Here is a 19341-nt window from a genome sequence, read left to right as displayed (position 1 = left end):
ACCATAGTTATGGTACACTTTACTAATGGTAGCATACGGCGTTAAAAAGTTCACATAATAGTAAGATGGGACAAGCGTTTTACATGTTATACTATGTAGGAATGTAACCGAGTACACATTGTACTGACGTGAGTATTATTTGGGGGTGAGCGACATATGCACATCATACTAGTGGGATTAAATTATAAAACAGCCCCGGTTGAAATGAGAGAGAAGATGGCCTTTCAAGAGACGGAGCTCCCCGCTGCATTAAAACAATTACGAACATCTAAAAGCATACTCGAATGTGCGATTATATCAACCTGTAATCGGACAGAAGTGTATGTCGTAGCTGACCAGCTTCACACTGGAAGGCACTTTACGAAAACATTTCTGTCGGATTGGTTTAATATGAGTAAGGCAGATGTATCTCCTTATCTCAATATAAAAGAAAACGATGCGGCAGTTGAGCATCTGATGCGTGTGGCAGCCGGTCTTGATTCAATGATTCTGGGTGAAACTCAAATTTTGGGGCAGATCAAAAATCAATTCCTCCTTGCTCAAACGGAGCAGGTAACAGGCACCATTTTTAATGAGCTGTTTAAGCAGGCGATTACGTTCGCTAAAAAAGCGCACTCGTTAACAGATATTTCTCAGCAGGCTGTATCAGTGAGTTATGCTGGTGTTGAGCTTGGCAAGCAAATTTTTGGCAGCTTTATAGATAAGCACGTGCTTGTACTTGGTGCAGGCAAGATGAGTGAATTAACGGCAAAACATTTGCATTCAAACGGAGCTTCTTCTATTACCGTGTTAAATCGTACCTTGGAGAAAGCGAAGGAGCTTGCTCAACGATTTGCCGGACAAGCAAGGCCAATGGATGAACTTGGAGATGCGCTTACTTCGGCTGATGTATTTATTAGCTCTACGGGTTCTCGTGATTTTGTTGTAACAAAGCAGGATATTGCTACTGCGTTGAAAAAAAGAAAAGGCCGTCCTTTATTTATAGTGGATATTGCTGTGCCACGTGATATCGACCCGGCCATAGCTGATTATGATGACGTTTATCTCTATGACATTGATGATTTACAAAATATTGTAGAAGCTAATTTAGCAGAAAGACAAAAAGAAGCAGAGAAAATTGAACTGTTAATAGAAGCTGAGCTTGTTCAATTTAATCAATGGGTGAATACGTTAGGTGTTGTACCACTTATAACCGCATTACGTTCTAAAGCATTAGCGGTACAAGCGGATACTATGGAGAGTATAGAACGCAAGCTGCCGCATTTATCTGAGCGTGACCGAAAAGTCTTACGTAAGCATACAAAAAGCATAGTGAATCAATTGCTGCGTGATCCTATCACCCGCATTAAAGAGATGGCAGGAGAAACGGATACCATAGATCCGTTGGATTTAGTAAAAGAAATGTTTGCTCTTGAAGAGGAACTTGCTGAACAAGAGAAGCAGACTTTCTTAAAAGCAGCGGAAGATCAGTGGGAAGAAGCAAAGCAGTTACAGTATGCAGCGGTATCATCAGAAGAGAAAGCGGTTGTGCGCTCCTAAGGAGTAAATTATGAGTTGGATTTATCCTCTTACGGTGATCTTATACAGCTTTAGTGTCCTCGGATACTTTATTGATTTTTTATTTAATAACCGGAAAGTCAATGTTGTGGCTTTCTGGTTGCTTTCTATTGTCTGGAGCTTACAGACAGTATTTTTTGTCTTAAGAGCACTGGAGATGGGGAGAATTCCAATCTTAACCCCATTTGAAGGGCTCTTTTTTTATGCATGGAGCCTCGTGACGATTTCATTAATACTAAATTTGAAGTTTAAAGTAGATTTTTTGATTCTTGTTATTAATTTAGTGGGCTTTTGTATGATGACAATTAGTCTGTTTAAACCACATACAGAGGTCCCTACACATTTGGCAAGCATGCTGCAATCAGAGCTACTCGTGTTGCACATTAGTTTCATCCTTGTGTCCTATACTGCGTTTACACTATCCTTTTCTTTTGCCATTCTTTATGTGGTACAGCATCAAATGCTAAAGAAAAAGAAGTTTAGTAAACGCCTACAGCGCTTTGGAGCATTTCCGCAGCTTGAGCGATTTTCCTTTATAGCCGCCTCTATTGGAGTGCCACTTATGCTTATAGGCGTAATCTTTGGCTTTATATGGGCCTGGGTTGAATACAATACGCTCCCATGGTCGGATATAAAGACGATTAGTTCCATACTGACTCTTATCGTATATGGAGCGTATCTTTACCAGCGTGTGGTAAACTACAAGAGAGGTTACCAAACAATTTTATTAAATGTTGGTGCGTTTTTAGTCTTATTAATTAATTATTTTTTGTCAGGGCAATATTCAAGCTTTCACATATGGACATAACCTATAGATGGATCGTTGAAACGCGAATGGAGGCAGTTATGAGAACGATTATACTTGGAACAAGACGAAGTAATTTGGCTTTAACTCAAACAAAATGGGTGATTCATCAGCTGGAGCAGTTAAATCTGCCGTACGAATTCAAAACGAAAGAAATTGTAACAAAGGGTGATCGTATTCTGGATGTGACACTCTCAAAGGTGGGTGGCAAAGGACTGTTTGTTAAAGAAATTGAGCAAGCCCTTGCAGACGGAGAGATTGACTTAGCTGTGCATAGTATGAAGGATGTACCTTCGTCATTACCAGAGGGTTTTACACTTGCAGCGATTACCACACGAGAAGATCCTAGAGATGTGTTGATTTCAGAGAATCATGTGAAGCTTGAAGATTTGCCTGCTGGATCAATTATTGGAACAAGTAGTTTAAGACGTTCGGCACAAATTCTAGCAAAAAGACCTGATTTGAAGGTTCAATGGATACGAGGTAACGTAGAAACAAGACTGCGTAAGCTGAAGGAAGAGGACTTTAGTGCGATTGTACTGGCGGCCGCTGGTTTAAAAAGACTTGGTTATTCAGAGGATTTTATCACGGAATATTTGGAGCCAGATGTATGCGTACCTGCTGTTGGACAAGGAGCTCTAGGCCTTGAATGCCGCAGTGATGATGAGGAGCTGAAGAAGCTACTTTCCCACATCAATGATCCAGATACATCGCAAACGGTAACTGCTGAACGCACGTTTCTTCATAGGCTCGAAGGAGGTTGCCAGGTACCCATTGCAGGGTATGCAGAGCTTCATCAAGGAGAGCTGCAGCTAACTGGTTTAGTTGGGTCACCAGACGGGAAAATTCTGCTACATCAGACGATTACGGGAACATCACCTGTGGAGCTTGGCGAGAAGGTAGCTTCTGCTTTAATGGATAAGGGCGCGAAGGACATTTTAGATAAGGTGAAAAGCGAACTTGACTCCTAATCGACCACTAGATGGTGCATCGATTGTAGTAACAAGATCCTCGTCACAGGCAGGAGCCCTTATTGAACAGATTCGTGCTTTAGGTGGACAACCAATAGAGCTTCCTCTTATAGATTTTAGGAAAGCATCGATAAGCCATCATTCTCATCTAACGGATTATGATTGGATTGTGTTTTCCAGTGTCAATGGCGTGCGTTTTTTCTTAGATCAGCTTTCTGATCAAGAAATAGATCAATTACGATCAAAGGCAAGAGTCGCTGCAGTCGGTTCAAAGACGAGATCGGAGCTATTGAACTATCAGTTTCAGGTTGAAGTGATGCCTACAAAGTACGAAGCTGAATCCCTGGCAGAGGCTATCTTAAAAAAAGCAAGCACACATGAACGGATTTTACTTGCTCGTGGAAATCTTGCAAGGCCCATCCTGACTGACTTATTAAAAAAAGCGGGTTTATCTGTGTTGGACTTGGCAGTATATGAAACCGTCTTTCCGAAAGAGGCTTTGCTAAAAATAAAAGAGCTACAGCAATTAGGAGTACAACCTGACTATCTCACATTCACAAGTGCGTCGACGGTTTCTCATTATGCTGAACTTAGTCAAAAATTATTATCAGATAAAACCATGTTGTTTCCTGAAGCAGATATTGTGTGTATTGGGGACATAACAGCACAAAAGGCCAGGGCGTTAGGTCTCGTTGTTGCTGCTGTACCAAAACGATTTACAGTTGAAGCCATGGTAGATGAGCTTATCCGCTTGAGAAAGGGTGAATAACATATGACGAAACTAGATTTTGATCGACATCGTAGACTAAGACAATCTGCGACGATGCGTCGAATGGTAAGGGAGACGCAACTAAGTCAGGATGATTTTATTTATCCAATGTTTGTTAAGGAAACAGGAAGTGAGATCACAGAGATTTCTTCTATGCCAGGTGTCTTTCAATGGCCTTTACATAATGTATTAGAAGAGGTAAAGGAGGTTGTGGAGCTTGGAATCCCATCAATTATCCTCTTTGGATTACCTGCTGAAAAAGACGCAGTAGGATCTTCTGCCTTTCATGATCACGGAATTGTTCAAGAAGCGACAAGAGTAATCAAAGAGGCGTATCCCGATTTAACGGTTATAGCGGATACCTGTTTATGTCAGTTTACCGATCACGGACATTGTGGTGTGATTCAAGATAACGACATTGTTAATGACGCTTCCCTCGACATTCTTGCCCAAACGGCGGTGTCTCAGGCAAAGGCTGGAGCAGATATCATTGCCCCATCTAATATGATGGATGGGTTTGTCACAGCGATTCGTCATGGATTAGACGAAGCTGGGTTTGAGCATATTCCAATCATGGCCTATTCAGTGAAATATGCGTCAGCTTTCTACGGGCCATTCCGAGATGCGGCACATGGTGCGCCATCGTTTGGAGATCGTAAAACTTATCAAATGGATCCGGCGAACCGAGAGGAAGCTTTACGAGAGGCACAATCAGATTTAAATGAAGGAGCTGATTTTCTTATTGTGAAGCCTGCTCTTTCTTATTTAGATATCATTCGTGAAGTTAAGGATTATTCAGGAGTTCCTCTTGTCGCATATAATGTTAGTGGTGAATATGCGATGGTGAAAGCAGCTGCATTAAACGGCTGGATAAATGAACGTGAGGCTGTACTGGAGAAGCTGATTAGCATGAAGAGAGCAGGAGCGGATCTTATTTTAACGTATCATGCAAAAGACGCTGTGAAATGGATGAATGAAGCAACTAGGAAAGGGGCCGAATAACGATGAACTTTTCTAAATCAGAGGCGGCATTTGAGCAGGCAAAACCACTTATGCCAGGAGGGGTTAACAGCCCTGTCCGTGCATTTAAGTCGGTTGACATGAACCCGGTATATATGGAGAGCGGTAGTGGCTCTAAAATTGTTGATATTGATGGCAATGAGTATATTGACTATGTTCTGTCATGGGGACCACTTATTCTTGGTCACGCAGATCCTCAGGTTGTAGAGCAAATCAAAAAAACAACCGAAAAAGGGACAAGTTTTGGTGCGCCAAGTGAACTGGAAACTAAACTTGCACAGCTGGTGATTGATCGTGTGCCATCTATTGAAGTGGTTCGAATGGTGAACTCGGGAACAGAAGCAACGATGAGTGCGTTAAGACTGGCAAGGGGTTTTACAGGTCGCTCTAAGATTTTGAAATTTACTGGCTGTTATCATGGGCACGGAGACTCTTTATTAATTAAAGCCGGTTCAGGTGTAGCGACATTAGGTTTACCTGACAGTCCTGGCGTCCCGGAATCCGTCGCAAAAAATACATTGACGGTACCTTATAACGATTTGGAAAGTGTTCGTTATGCGTTTGAGGAGTTTGGTGATGACTTGGCCGCTGTGATCGTTGAACCAGTGGCAGGAAATATGGGGGTTGTTCCACCTGAGCAAGGCTTTCTTGAGACATTACGCAGCCTAACAGAAGAGAACGGAACGTTATTGATTTTTGATGAGGTCATGACGGGATTCCGTGTAGGCTATCACTGTGCACAGGGGGTCTTTGGAGTCACACCGGACTTAACATGCCTTGGTAAGGTCATCGGTGGAGGGCTGCCTGTGGGGGCATTTGGTGGGAAACGCGAGATTATGGAGCAAATAGCACCAAGCGGCCCAATTTATCAAGCAGGAACACTCTCTGGTAATCCACTTGCGATGACAGCTGGCTACGAAACTTTATCCCAGCTATCTGAAGACGACTATGTAACGTTTAATAACAAGGCGGAGAGATTAGAGCAAGGATTGTCAGAAGCAGCGAAAAAACATGGAATTCCGCATCATATTAACCGTGCTGGTTCAATGATTGGACTCTTTTTCACCGATGAGAAGGTAGACTGCTTTGAAAAAGCAAAAACCTCTAATCTAAGCATCTTCTCACAATATTTTAGGTATATGCTTGAAGAGGGAATCTCTCTACCTCCTTCACAATTTGAAGGAATGTTCCTCTCAACTAAACACAGTGATGAAGACATTGAGGCCACTATTGAAGCCGCAGAGCGTGCATTTGCGAAAATAACGAAATAGGGATGTGGCTTCCGCTCCTGAGTGTAGGGATCGCTTACCGCGGGAAGGTATTGAACTAATTAGGCTCCACCAGCTTATTCCAATGAACCTGTTCATCCCGCAGGTGTCGATCCTCCACATTCATCCGCTTGTTAAGTGTAGATTATTTGATTAGTTGTACAGAATGGGATATAAATCTGCGAAGCCGAACCATACATCTATGCGCTCATATCACCAAAAGACTTTCTCTGCTTTCACAAGCGAGAAAGTCTTTTTTTTTAGTTATAAATCTGCAAATCGTAGCATAGGATTTCATGTACGAATGGTCTCGTTCAGTGGATTTGATTTCTAGAAGGAGGAGTTACGATGACGCAGGAGCATCCAAGAAAACTGACATTAACGGTGGAAGAGTCAGTCTGGTTAAATAAAGGACAGGAAATTGATGAGATACTTGGCATGTCATTATCCCCGGAAATTACAATTAAAGAAGATGGCGATCAGGTGAGTATTGTCGGAGGTTTGAGACTTGTGGGTGAATACACCTTATCTGATACAAGTCAGGAGGAAGAACCAGATACAATTGATTCCAGCTATCGAGACCAAGCATCGTTCCGATCTATTGAAGAAGTTCATGTCTCTGAAAATGGAAAAGGGGATTTAAAGCATTTCTTTCCTGTGGATGTAACCATTCCGTTAAGTCGAATTCAAAATTTGCAGGACATTTACGTAGAAGTGGAATCCTTTGATTATGATGTTCCAGATAAAAGCTGCATTCAACTCACTGCCGATATTTCCATTAGTGGTATGTCTGATTCAGAAGAGCAGGACGGTCAAGTTCAGCCCATTGCAGAAGAAGAGGAGATACGAGAAGAACAAGCAATTGATACCTCCTTCTCGTTTGAAGCGTACCAGCTACCAACACCTAGTCAGACTTCACCAGAGGATCGTATCGAGGTGGAACTAGATCGTGAAGGTGAGAAGGCGGATGTGGATGTGGGTTATTCAGATCTTCACCGTATTACATTGGCTCCTCATGCAGATGTCACGACACAAACTAAGGAAACACTTCATCATGAAGAGGCTCAATTTAGCAGTGAAGAATCTGAAGAGGACAGTGATGAAGAGCATCAGCACTCAGAACGAGAAGAAAATGCACTTTATTTAACAAGCATGATGTCTAAAAGTGAGGAACAGTTTACAAAGTGGAGAATGTGTATTATCCAAGAGCATGAATCTCTTGATAGTATTGCGCAACGCTACGATGTATCCACTAGCCAGTTAATTAGAATGAATCGGTTAGACGCAGAGCAGGTAGAGGCAGGACAAATCTTATATATTCCAGTTCAGTCGTGAAGGGTTAAGTTGAGGGAGGGGGTTCATCATGGATCTGCTAGAAGAGCTAAAACAGCAATTTGGTTGGGAGAAGGCCGTAGCTGTTAATGAGCAGATGATTGAAACGGATAGCGGCATAAAGCGATTACGGCGCTGGGAGGATCAAGGGCTGATGGATTGGCACATTCGCTGGAGAGACCACTGCAGCATGGCGCCTCTTGTTCTAACGGACCGAATGATTCGAACCAAGGCAGGCGAAGCCTCTGTTCCGTGGAAATCTACGTGGGTGACAATTCATGATGAAATTCCCGACCCTTTTATGCAGGATGAAAATGGACAGGTTTGGGGAACGTTTATTGGATTACTGATTCAATTTGGTGTTCGTACAGAACAAGAAATGAGAACACAGGAAGTTGAAGAACCAGACTTAAAACAATTAGAAAAGAAATTGTGGATGTTCCCGAAGGCTCTCCAGCCTACCTTGCGTCACGTTTTATATGAAGCAAAAGCGCGGCAAGCAAAAGCGACAGCCATACGTACCCGTCATTCTTCAAGCCGTCTCCCGTTAGTAGATTCAACAGGAATTAATCAAGCGAAAGAAATTCACGGATTGATGTTTTGGACAGGATCAAATGATTATCCACACACGGGATATTATCCAATCTGCACATTATTAAGAGAGTGGATGGCACGACATGATACGATGTCGCTTACACCTGTTTTAGATGCAATTGAGAATATTTATTCTGATTTCTCCAAAGAACAGGGTGGCTTACTGTTAGCTGAATGTTTAATTCCGTATGAGGTAAATCAGTTAAATGCATTGTTACTGGACAAACGAACAGAGGCAGAAATTGAGTCAACCGTAAATGCATGTAACCGTGATTGGGCACTATCAAAACGCATGGTAGATGAAATAGCCGAGTGGCTGGACGGGAGGCATTCTTAATGGCAGTTGACTATGGGCACCATTCATTAGAATCCGTACTCTTTCATTATGATTTGATTCCAGATCAAATAGAAGAAGTGGGCAATGGAAAAGTATTAAAGCTGACCACTCCAAGAGGCATATTTGCGTTGAAGCAAACGCAAATCGCCCATAATCAGGTGGATGAGCTCATTCATGCGATGCACCGGCTGGTTAAGCTTGGATATAAGCAAGCCGTGCCTATTTTGCCAACTAAATATGGGGAATATATTGTGACGATGGGTAAGACCAGTTATTATCTTATGCCATGGATTCAATCACCAGAGTATACGGCCAGAGAATCAAGAGAAGAGAAGCTAATAGATCAAATGGGTGTTATTCATCGAATTACTGTTAAAACACAAGAGTTATCACTGGAACAGCTTGAACAATCGTATAGACAGCTCCTCACGAAATGGGAGAGCAAACAGCTAGAACTTATTCATTTTGCAGATCAGGCTGAACAAAAAATCTATATGTCGCCCTTTGAACTGACATACCTCACGCATATTCATTCACTCGATCAAATGGCAGAGGCAGCAAAAATGTATCTAAATGAGTGGTATGAAGCAGCAAAGGAAAAAGGAAAATATCGAAGTGTTTTAAATCATGGTCGTTTATCAAGAAGTCATGCTCTGTTTACGGCAGATAATGAACCGTTTCTTATTAACTTTGAACGGGTCAGCTTAGATACACCAGCTCGTGATTTGGCAACGTTTTGTCGACAAAGCTTTCCCCACGCACAATGGTCAGAGGACGAAGTAGTAAAATGGTTTTCCAGATACGAGCATCACCTTCCGTTACTTGATGAGGAAAAGCAGCTCTTATCAAGTTATTTAATTTTTCCAGAACCAATTGTCTTTGCCGTTGATTTTTATCGTAAAAAAGAAAATCAATGGAGTGAGCTCGCTCACGTACAAAGGCTAGAGAAACGAATTCTATCAATGAGAAAAGCCCAACGTTTAACAGGAAGGTTACTGCCAGTATCAAATGAATCTATGCAATAACCTTTCTTGCGTAACTCATATGGTTTCCTTATACTGTGTATATCGAATAGAATGGATATAGATGGTTATTAGTTTGAATGGAGGCACCTGAGATGGGCAAGGATTCGTATGAGACTTACGCGAAAGAAGTAGACCTGCTTCACGCTCAGGATCAAATGATGATTGAAAAAGTAAGGAAGTATCTACTGACCAAACAGCTATCTGAAGCCTTATCAAGAAAGCTGCTTAGTACCTTTCAGTCACAGTTGATTAGAGCAAGGCAGGAAAACAAGGATATTCATGAGGTCTTCGGAGATATTAATATGTATTGTGATAGAGAAATCGGCTTTTTGGAATCAACGATCTGGAGAACCAATCTATTATCTATGATACGAACTGGTTTTTTTATCGTTAGCTTCTTTTTTTTACTTCAAGCAGCGGTCTATCTCATCAGCTTGGCCGTTTACGGGAATAGTGGAGCCACCTTAAAGCATGTTTCCATTTTACCACTGTTGATTTTTGCAGTGTTAGGATATGGGGGTCTGGCATTGCTTGTATATGTTCATACGAATAGTCATAAGCTGAGGAGACCTTGGGTATGGAAGGTCTCCGGCTGGTTAAGCTTACTAGCTGGAACAGGATTATTTATGGCGAGCATGTCTTTATGGGATGACCTATTAATGATCCCAATTAACGCAACTACAAGTCTGGCTATTGCTTTAAGTACATTTCTATTGTACAAATGGATGATGTCTCCCTTAAAAAAGATTCAAAGCAACCGAACAGTAGAGCACAATCAAAGCAACTAGCAAAAGGAAATCTAGGGTAGTAGGAAAAAGCAGGGTACGAATGGCTTGGAAACAAATGATGGGAAGTAGACACTGGTAGCAGGCAGCTCTAATGTACAACCACGGTCCACACTTCTTTTGTGAGGGGTAATACGGCGGTCGTTTGTATCTTCTAAACAATCGATTCTCCCCTTTCAGTCGCCCGTTTTTTACATACTATGCATCCTTCAGATTGAATGGGAAACAAACTGGATTAAGCTTTTGAAAAATAGGCTATGCTAATATTGACGAACACTATCTAAACAGGATAAAATAAATAATATTCAAATAGACATGCAAAGATCGGGAAGAGTACACCTAACCCCTTACAGAAAGAGACGTCCATTGGCTGGAAGACGACTCAGGCAGGTTATGTAGAAGGTCGCCCGTGAGCAGCCTTGCTGAACATTCAGTAAGCAGGGACGGGTGCTGGCCGTTAACAGATTGAGTGTGCATGATGTAGAGAAGAATCTGCCTTTTGCAAACAAAGGTGGTACCGCGAAACCCTTCGTCCTTTGAGATGGAGGGTTTTTTTGTATGAAAAAAAGGAGGATACACATATGGATCAGCAGCAAAAGGAAATGCCAACTAAATATAATCCTAAAGACACCGAAGCCAAATGGTATGACTACTGGGTTAAAGGAAAGTTTTTTGAAGCAACTGGAGATGAGAACAAAACGCCATATTCAATTGTTATTCCACCACCAAACGTTACGGGAAAGCTTCACCTTGGTCACGCATGGGACGCAACGCTTCAAGACATTCTAGCGCGGACCAAACGAATGCAGGGCTATGACACCTTATGGCTTCCAGGCATGGACCACGCAGGAATTGCTACTCAAGCAAAGGTTGAAGCGAAGCTTAAAGAAGAGGGTGTCACACGCTACGATTTAGGAAGAGAAGCCTTTGTCGAAAAAACATGGGAGTGGAAGGAAGAGTATGCTCAATTTATTCGCGACCAATGGTCTAAGATTGGCATCTCTGTTGATTATTCACGTGAACGTTTCACCTTAGATAAAGGCTTGTCAAAAGCAGTTAATGAAGTATTTGTGAAGCTCTATAATAAAGGGTTAATCTATCGTGGCGAATACATTATTAACTGGGATCCTGCTACAAAAACGGCCCTTTCTGATATTGAGGTCATTCATGAGGATGTTCAAGGTGCCTTCTATCATATGAATTACCCACTAACAGATGGAAGTGGTGAAATTGAAGTAGCTACAACTCGTCCAGAGACAATGCTTGGTGATACGGCTGTTGCTGTTCACCCTCAAGATGAGCGTTATGCACATCTCATTGGTAAAACGGTCACGCTCCCAATTCTAGGACGCGAAATCAAAATTGTTGCTGATGATTATGTTGATATGGAATTTGGTTCAGGAGCCGTGAAAATCACACCAGCGCATGATCCAAATGACTTTGAGATTGGCAATCGTCATAATCTAGAACGTGTTTTAGTCATGAATGAAGACGGAACGATGAATGAAAATGCTGGCAAATATAATGGGCTTGATCGCTTTGAATGTCGAAAGCAGATAGTCGCGGATCTTCAAGAACAGGGTGTTCTCTTTAAAATTGAGGAGCATACTCATTCAGTAGGACATTCTGAGCGAAGTGGGGCTGTTGTTGAACCGTATCTTTCGACTCAATGGTTTGTCAACATGCAACCCCTTGCGGACGCAGCGATTGAACTACAAAAAACGGAGGATAAAGTAAACTTTGTCCCAGATCGTTTTGAAAAAACGTACCTGCGCTGGATGGAGAACATCCGCGACTGGTGTATTTCCAGGCAGCTTTGGTGGGGCCACCGTATTCCAGCCTGGTATCACAAAGAAACTGGTGAAATCTATGTTGGTCACGAGGCACCAGAAGACGCTGAGAACTGGAAGCAAGATGACGATGTCTTGGATACATGGTTCAGCTCAGCATTATGGCCATTTTCAACGATGGGCTGGCCAGACGAGGAAGCTGTTGACTTTAAGCGTTTTTACCCAACAAGTGCACTTGTAACGGGTTATGATATCATATTTTTCTGGGTCTCTCGTATGATCTTCCAGGGAATTGAGTTTACAGGCGAACGACCATTTAATGATGTTCTTATCCACGGACTCATTCGTGCAGCGGACGGACGTAAGATGAGTAAATCACTTGGTAACGGAGTGGATCCACAAGAAGTTATTGATAAATATGGTACAGATGCCCTGCGTTTCTTCCTGACAACAGGAAGTTCCCCGGGAAATGATCTTCGTTTTTATTGGGAAAAGGTAGAAGCAACATGGAATTTCGGTAATAAGATCTGGAATGCCTCTCGTTTTGCTTTGATGAATATGGAATTTTTGGATTATCATGACATTAATCTGAGCGGCGAAAAGTCAGTTGCAGATAAATGGATCCTGACCCGACTACAGGAAACAATTAAAGATGTGACTCGATTAATTGATAAGTACGAGTTTGGAGAAGTCGGTCGTTTACTTTATACCTTCATTTGGGATGATTTATGTGACTGGTACATTGAAATGGCGAAACTATCACTTTACGGGGAAGACGAAGAAGCGAAAAAAACCACTCGTTCTGTTCTAGCGTACGTGTTAGACCAAACAATGAGAATGCTTCATCCAATCATGCCATTTATCACGGAAGAAATCTGGCAGCATCTCCCGCATGAAGGAGATTCCATTACAGTAGCCGCATGGCCGGTTGTGCATTCAGAATTCATCTTTGAAGAATCCATTGAAGACATGAATCAGCTAAAAGAAGTCATTCGTGCTGTTCGTAATGTTCGCTCTGAACTAAATGTACCAATGAGCAAGCAAATCGAGCTACTAATTCGTCCAGCAAATGATCAATTGCAAGAGCAGCTTACTCGTGGTCAAGCATTTATCGAGAAATTCTGTAACCCAAGTAAACTCGACATCTCAACCACCATTCAAGCTCCAGAAAAATCGATGTCACAGGTTCTGAGTGGAGTAGAGCTATTTTTACCACTAGCTGGCCTGCTTAATATCGAGGAAGAAGTTGCTCGCCTGGAAAAAGAGCTCACGCGCCTAACAAAAGAAGTCGAACGCGTAGACAAAAAGCTTAGCAACCAAGGCTTTGTCGCCAAAGCACCTGCACACGTTATAGAAGAAGAGAAGAAAAAGCAAGCAGATTACTCCGAACAGCGCAAAATCGTTGAAGCAAGAATTGCAGAATTACAAGCATAGGATAGAACGAAGCCGATGTAGTACAGATGATGTATTACTTCGGCTTTTTTTATACGGTGGAAAGGATGGACATGGATCATGATATGCCAATGGAGGGGAGACATGCTGATATGTAAGTGGAAAGCTTTGTAGGCGATGCTTGTGAGGAAAAAGAGTAGGAGGAGCGGAGATATCGGGAAAGAGGAGTGGATATCGGGAAAGAGAGGGGGATATCGGGAAAGAGGATTGGATATCGGGAAAGAGGAACGGATATCGGGAAAGAGAGGCGGATATCGGGAAAGAGGAGCGGATATCGGGAAAGAGGAGCGGATATCGGGAAAGAGGGGCGGATATCGGGAAAGAGGAACGGATATCGGGAAAGGAGAGGCGGATATCGGGAAAGAGAGGCGGATATCGGGAAAGAGAGGTGGATATCGGGAAAGAGGAGTGGATATCGGGAGAGAGGCGGATATCGGGAAAGAGCACTGAATAACGGGAAAGAGGAACGGATATCAAGAAAGAAGTTATCGTTAATGACAGTTCCTCTGCCTGCTTTGATTAGCATAATCATAAATGTTTAAAAAGCTTATTATATTTCATTAATCAACTATTATTGGTGTTAATACGAAAGGGAGATATAACATGAATGTGAAACAAGTGCTTGCTGCTTTTGTTCTCATCCTTATAAGTTCGGTCTTAGTTAGCTATCTTTTTCTCTTTCTTTTAGAGGATTTCTATCTCTCAATCGGAATGGTGCTTCTTACGCAGGGCTCATTCATGCTTGCATTGTTGCTTAAGCGTAAATAAAATCAATTGAATTCTCCTCGCATTTCTCGCTATAATAAGACATAGGTAGACAAGGGAAACGGAGTGGGGGAAAAAGATGATCAGCGCAGAGAGAGCCATTGAATGGATCCACAGCCTGTTACCGTTTGGAATAAAACCAGGACTTAAACGAATGGACTGGATGTTGGAGAAATTGGGGAATCCAGAATCCAAGTTGAATATGATTCACGTTGCCGGAACAAATGGAAAAGGATCCACAGTCAGCTTTATGCGTCATATGCTTGAGGCAAATGGATACAAAGTAGGGACCTTTACATCCCCTTATTTGGAATGCTTTGAAGAGCGCATCTCTCTAAATGGAGTGCCAATTTCAGAAAAGGATCTTGTGGCCGCAGCGAATAAAGTTAGACCTTTAGTGGAAGAATTGGCCCAAACAGAGCTTGAATCACCAACTGAATTTGAAGTGATCACAGTGATAATGTTTGAGCATTTTGCACATGTTGCGAAGCCAGATATCGTGTTAGTAGAGGTAGGTCTTGGAGGAAGACTTGATTCAACCAATGTCATCAAGCCACTTTTATCCGTCATTACTTCAATTGGGCACGATCACATGCATATCCTTGGCTCAACCATTGAAGAAATAGCTAGAGAAAAGGCTGGAATTATTAAGAAACGAATTCCAGTGATCTCAGGAGTTACGAATCTTGATGCATTAACTGTATTAAGAGAAACAGCGATTGAACGCGACACGTCATTTAACCAACTAAATGAAGATTTTTATATAACAGATATTTTAATCAACCAATCAGATCAAAGTTTTACCTTTGATTCACCACTGGGACGCCTAACTCAACTGAAAACAACCATGCAAGGGGAGCATCAGCTAGCAAATGCCAGTCTTGCTCTAATGGCATTACTGCGTTTAAGAGAGCATTCAGGCTTTGAAATCACGGACGCTGCCTGTAAAAAAGGATTAGCGCACACAAATTGGCCTGGACGCTTTGAAAAGCTAATGGATCAGCCACTACTAATCGCAGATGGCGCACATAATGAAGAAGGGATGAAGGCATTAGCCACCACCCTCCAAAACCATTATCCTAATCACAAAGTGACAATGCTTGCAGGACTCACACAAGAAAAAGACGTTGCCACCTTAATGGCACCATTCAAAAATTTAGACATTCATATTACCTGGACAGGCTTTGACTTTTTCAGAGCAGCCGAACCAGAAGACCTACTAGAAGCGACTCCTGATGAAATAGAAGCTGAAATGCAGTTAGATTGGAGAATCGCACTAGAGCATATGTTGGATCACTGGAAAAAAGATGAGCTGATCTTGGTGACAGGATCGTTGTATTTTATTTCTGAAGTGCGCGGTGGGTTGAAGAAGGGTGAAGAGTTGAGGAAGGTTAATATGGTTTGAAATGAAGATTAATAAACAATGCCCCATTACTTTTTGATAAAGTAGTGGGGCACTGTTTTAAGGTTGTGCTGGTTGTTTTGGGAATTCTGGGAAAGCAGGGAAGCTGGGTAGAGTGTTCATCGATGCGACTTTGGTTTCTTTTCCGGCTTTAAAGAGTAAACGATTGTTACTATCTTTTGTTGCTCCCTTAATTGGTCCGGTATAAGTTAATTCACCATCTGTGTAAAAGTAAGCTCCTTTAGTATCATAAGGATTAGTTGGAAATTCAATTGTTCCATTTACAAATGATTTTTTATCTGTTTTAACATGAACACCTTTTCCGACAATCAATCCATTCTGGATATATAGATTATTAATCACTCTAATTTCACCAAGTTCAGTGGTACTAACTTGTCCTCCAACGTGTAAAGAATCACCAGTATAAACTTTCACTTCATATTTGTTTATTAAATCTCCATTTATAGAAATTAATTTATCTGCACGGATATTAGTGTTTTGACCATTCTCCATTTTGCCATGAACATATATTGAATCATTACTAGTAATTTTATTGCCGTAGTTATTTATAAAATTACCTAAAACTGTAATGTGTTTTTTGCTTTCCATTGATGCAGAGTGTTCGTTTACCAAATCTTTATTTATAAAAAGCGATGCGCCAGCTTTAACTTTCCCGCTATCTTTGTTATTAGCATTTCCCATAATTGTTATATTTTTCGTGCTATTTACCTGAGTTTCAGTACCATTATTAATTAAATTTCCATAAATATATAATGACTCTTCACTTTCAATTTTTCCTTTATGCTCATTATTAACATCTCCGTTAATACTTAATTCTTTATTACTTTTAATATGGGTTTCTGTACCTTGATTAGTTAAAGTTCCATTAATAAATATTGATTCTTCACTTTTTATAGTACTCTTATGTTTTAAGTTAACATAACTATTTATTATTAAATCCTTTTTAGAAGAAACGGTTATTTCGCTTCCTTCGTTGTGAAGATGGCCCTCTATTAATATTGCGTCTTCAGATATCAGTTTACTAGCATGTTTAGATATTACGTTACCTTTAATAGTTAGTTTTAACTTACTTGTTACTTCTCCTGAAGATCCAGAGTCAATAAGATTTCCTTCAATTAAAAGGCTATCATTACTTTTTAACTTATTATTGAAAGCAATTTTTACATCGCCAACAATTCTCATCTTTTTATTACTAGTTATTAAGGTGCTTGAATTTGAATCTAATACTTTCCCCTCTATATATAACGCTTCACCGCTATTAATTTTACTATTATACCCCAAATCAACATCACTCATTTGCAAATAGATACTCCCGTTACTCAGTGAGATAGTGACTTCAGACGCAGTTTTTATCTTATTTGTTCTAATATATATATCACCAGCGGTAAGTTCTATTTTCTTGTCCCATTCTACTGTTATTTCACCAGTATTCGTATTACACTTTATATGACCAAGTCTCTCATATTCCTTCATTTCTGCATAACCAGAAAAGTCATTATATTTCTCTCCTTCATTTACTTGACTTTTCTTTAAACAAACAACATCAGGTTCTCGATCTTTCCATTCATCATCATCTTCCTCAGCAGGAACACCGAGGTCAGTCTCAATCTCTAATCCACCCGCACGTCTCGCAAGAACAACAGGCTCTTCCAGATCATTTATCTCAAACGTTATACCTTTGTCATCAATAACAGTCATTTTTCTAATACCTTCAATAGGTATAAATCCGTTTTTATCATTCGTATTTAATTGTCCATCATCGAGCCGGAATCTTGATTCAATTCCATTAGCATCGTATAGCTGAAAGTTGTATTCACCATCCTTTACAACTCTGCTCGCCTCCTGCACCGCCTCTGTCAGCTGCAACAATCCCGTCTGCATATCCTGTCTTTCTTGGGACTCGTTTTTAATCGCATTAGTCACTGTGCTACTTTGGGCGAGTGCAGCCATACCGATCCCGAGCACAATCATGAGAATGACTACGCCAGCCAAGACTTCTATAAGTGTAAGGCCTTTTTCATTATGCAGACTATTTTTTATTCCCATGAATTCACCTCCAGTGTGAGTGGTGCTGTGCTTGTCACGTTGAGCGAGATCGTGGTTGTGTGTGATTGCTTTCCGTTTGCTTTACTTGTGATGGTTAGTTCTTTTTCTGTCAATGTACAACTGGTTTCTATTTTATAGCCATTCACATCATTTTTTTTCGTTAAAGAACTAGTAGAACAACTAAATGGTGTTAAAGTAACAAGATCTCCAGGTTTTTTATGAAGTGCCTGAAGTACCCGTTCTGCCCCAGCCTCAGCAGCATACTTGGCTTGAATCCCTTCAGAAACAGCCTGACTTTTATTTACCTCACTTAATAGAAATCCTAATAAACCTAATGCTACTAAAGTCCCGACTACTATTAAACCTAAAACAAAGGGGAGCGCTGCGCCTTTTTGATTTTTTAATAGACTGTTCATGGCGTTCTCCCTGTTTGTGCGGTATTAAATTCAGTATGTAACGTAATCACTTCATTAGAAAGCTGAGTTCCGCTTACTTCTACCGTTACAATACACATTTCTTCTACAATTGAGGTAATTCGGTTGATTTCAAAGCTATCTTTGGTAGATCTCGAATCTTGACAAAAAAGATCCTCTTGATTCAGTCTCATCTGTTCAATCTCAGATTGCGCCACCAGTGTCGCTTCCATCTCTATTCTATTTACTTCATTAGCTTTAATCCCGTTCATTAGCATTGTTGCGAATCCAATGGCGAAGATTGATAGAATGACGATGGATGCAAGTAATTCTATTAATGTAATCCCTTTTTCATTATGATACATGCAATCTCCTCCTATTGTCCGAAATTATAACTAATCATATGTATCCAAAACTTTTACTTTATTATACAATAAGTCTCAAAGAACTGTATCGAAATATACAGAACATTTTAGAAGAAGTACATTTTATAGTCTAAAAAGGCTGGTGAATAGTAAATGTTCTATACAATCTTACTTTTTATAGGTGTAGCTTTGCTGTTGTTTATACTTCTTATTTTTATGAAACAGCTCCACATTTCATTTAATGTAAGGCTTCTAAGCTTAGTTGCTTCGATTGGTATATCTATTGCTACTGCCTTCATGTACATTCTGTTTCCTATTGGATTAACAATAGCCACTTCGATTGTATTGATCCTTCTAGCAAGCTTGATTCTAGCAGCGCGATTAGAAAGAGAGAGTGACTCGCAATCTATTCAGTTGGATCTGCCGAGTATACATACAAGCTTTAATCAGATAGCTGTGACGGAGGAATCGGTTTTTCCGGAAGAATCAAGTGTGTCCCTGGATATAGAAGAGGATTCTATCATTGTGAGGAAACAGCCTTTAGTTGAGGTCGGTGTGGATGAATCTGAGGAGTTAATGACTGGACGGCGTAGGCGAATTCAAGATAAAGAGGAGTCATGAAGA

Annotated in this window: 19 protein-coding genes and 1 other annotated feature; of the genes, 15 read left to right on the top strand and 4 right to left on the bottom strand. The window is 40.9% G+C overall.

All coding sequences use genetic code 11. The features are described from left to right. Positions 1–156: 156 nt before the first annotated feature. The 10 genes from hemA (at position 157) to FN960_RS12910 (ending at position 10466) form a co-directional block, all read left to right on the top strand. Positions 157–1539, top strand: a complete 1383-nt coding sequence (hemA, locus tag FN960_RS12955) for a glutamyl-tRNA reductase (protein ID WP_143849156.1) — start codon at positions 157–159, stop codon at positions 1537–1539. 10 nt (positions 1540–1549) lie between these two features. Further along, positions 1550–2365 carry a cytochrome C assembly family protein gene (locus FN960_RS12950; RefSeq protein WP_143849155.1) on the top strand — a complete coding sequence of 272 codons (816 nt, stop codon included), beginning with the start codon at positions 1550–1552 and terminating at the stop codon, positions 2363–2365. Between the two features lie 38 nt (positions 2366–2403). Continuing rightward, on the top strand, positions 2404–3333 hold the full coding sequence (gene hemC / locus FN960_RS12945) for a hydroxymethylbilane synthase (protein WP_143849154.1): 930 nt from the start codon (positions 2404–2406) through the stop codon (positions 3331–3333). After that, complete coding sequence (locus tag FN960_RS12940; RefSeq protein ID WP_143849153.1) at positions 3323–4102, top strand: uroporphyrinogen-III synthase; 780 nt, start codon at positions 3323–3325, stop codon at positions 4100–4102. The genes hemC and FN960_RS12940 overlap by 11 nt, the downstream gene beginning before the upstream one ends. 3 nt (positions 4103–4105) lie before the next feature. Continuing rightward, a complete protein-coding gene (gene hemB / locus FN960_RS12935) occupies positions 4106–5104 on the top strand; it encodes a porphobilinogen synthase (RefSeq protein ID WP_143849152.1) in 999 nt (332 codons plus the stop codon). Between the two features lie 2 nt (positions 5105–5106). Continuing rightward, positions 5107–6393, top strand: coding sequence for a glutamate-1-semialdehyde 2,1-aminomutase (hemL, locus tag FN960_RS12930; protein ID WP_143849151.1), 1287 nt, complete (start codon positions 5107–5109; stop codon positions 6391–6393). A gap of 345 nt (positions 6394–6738) precedes the next feature. Then, complete coding sequence (spoVID, locus tag FN960_RS12925; RefSeq protein WP_143849150.1) at positions 6739–7725, top strand: stage VI sporulation protein D; 987 nt, start codon at positions 6739–6741, stop codon at positions 7723–7725. 28 nt (positions 7726–7753) lie between these two features. Beyond that, a complete protein-coding gene (locus FN960_RS12920; protein WP_143849149.1) occupies positions 7754–8653 on the top strand; it encodes a hypothetical protein in 900 nt (299 codons plus the stop codon). Continuing rightward, on the top strand, positions 8653–9678 hold the full coding sequence (gene ysxE / locus FN960_RS12915) for a spore coat protein YsxE (RefSeq protein ID WP_143849148.1): 1026 nt from the start codon (positions 8653–8655) through the stop codon (positions 9676–9678). The genes FN960_RS12920 and ysxE overlap by 1 nt, the downstream gene beginning before the upstream one ends. Positions 9679–9770: 92 nt before the next feature. After that, positions 9771–10466: a hypothetical protein gene (locus tag FN960_RS12910; RefSeq protein ID WP_143849147.1), complete on the top strand. Its 696-nt coding sequence runs from the start codon at positions 9771–9773 to the stop codon at positions 10464–10466. Here FN960_RS12910 and FN960_RS24915 read toward each other — a convergent pair. After that, positions 10416–10565, bottom strand: a complete 150-nt coding sequence (locus FN960_RS24915) for a YszA family small membrane protein (protein ID WP_498034075.1) — start codon at positions 10563–10565, stop codon at positions 10416–10418. The two genes, FN960_RS12910 and FN960_RS24915, sit on opposite strands and share 51 nt — an antisense overlap. A gap of 209 nt (positions 10566–10774) precedes the next feature. Then, positions 10775–11003, top strand: a binding site (T-box leader). Positions 11004–11044: 41 nt separating this feature from the next. Between FN960_RS24915 and FN960_RS12900 the strand changes: the two genes are divergently transcribed. From FN960_RS12900 to FN960_RS12890, 4 genes are all read left to right on the top strand, one after another. Continuing rightward, positions 11045–13687 carry a valine--tRNA ligase gene (locus FN960_RS12900; RefSeq protein ID WP_143849145.1) on the top strand — a complete coding sequence of 881 codons (2643 nt, stop codon included), beginning with the start codon at positions 11045–11047 and terminating at the stop codon, positions 13685–13687. 141 nt (positions 13688–13828) lie between these two features. Continuing rightward, positions 13829–14155: a hypothetical protein gene (locus FN960_RS12895; protein ID WP_143849144.1), complete on the top strand. Its 327-nt coding sequence runs from the start codon at positions 13829–13831 to the stop codon at positions 14153–14155. Positions 14156–14308: 153 nt separating this feature from the next. After that, positions 14309–14473 carry a hypothetical protein gene (locus FN960_RS22845; protein WP_185971025.1) on the top strand — a complete coding sequence of 55 codons (165 nt, stop codon included), beginning with the start codon at positions 14309–14311 and terminating at the stop codon, positions 14471–14473. A gap of 76 nt (positions 14474–14549) precedes the next feature. Beyond that, on the top strand, positions 14550–15875 hold the full coding sequence (locus FN960_RS12890) for a bifunctional folylpolyglutamate synthase/dihydrofolate synthase (protein WP_143849143.1): 1326 nt from the start codon (positions 14550–14552) through the stop codon (positions 15873–15875). 57 nt (positions 15876–15932) lie between these two features. Here FN960_RS12890 and FN960_RS12885 read toward each other — a convergent pair whose 3' ends face one another. Genes FN960_RS12885 through FN960_RS12875 form a run of 3 tightly spaced genes read right to left on the bottom strand, consistent with a single transcriptional unit; the run spans position 15933 to position 18717 of the window. Further along, positions 15933–17939 (bottom strand): prepilin-type N-terminal cleavage/methylation domain-containing protein, encoded by a 2007-nt coding sequence (locus FN960_RS12885; RefSeq protein ID WP_143849142.1) that lies wholly within the window; start codon positions 17937–17939, stop codon positions 15933–15935. Beyond that, positions 17930–18355, bottom strand: a complete 426-nt coding sequence (locus tag FN960_RS12880) for a hypothetical protein (RefSeq protein WP_143849141.1) — start codon at positions 18353–18355, stop codon at positions 17930–17932. Before FN960_RS12880 ends, FN960_RS12885 begins: the two co-directional genes overlap by 10 nt. Beyond that, positions 18352–18717 carry a type IV pilus modification PilV family protein gene (locus FN960_RS12875; protein WP_143849140.1) on the bottom strand — a complete coding sequence of 122 codons (366 nt, stop codon included), beginning with the start codon at positions 18715–18717 and terminating at the stop codon, positions 18352–18354. Before FN960_RS12875 ends, FN960_RS12880 begins: the two co-directional genes overlap by 4 nt. 153 nt (positions 18718–18870) lie before the next feature. On the opposite strand from FN960_RS12875, the gene FN960_RS12870 reads away from it, so the two are divergent. Further along, entirely contained in the window at positions 18871–19338 is a 468-nt protein-coding gene (locus tag FN960_RS12870; protein WP_143849139.1) for a hypothetical protein, read from the top strand. The last annotated feature ends 3 nt before the right edge of the window (positions 19339–19341 follow it).

The sequence above is a fragment of the Alkalicoccobacillus porphyridii genome (assembly GCF_007293315.1).
Lineage (GTDB): Bacteria > Bacillota > Bacilli > Bacillales > Bacillaceae_D > Alkalicoccobacillus > Alkalicoccobacillus porphyridii.
This window is presented reverse-complemented; position numbering and strand designations above follow the sequence as displayed.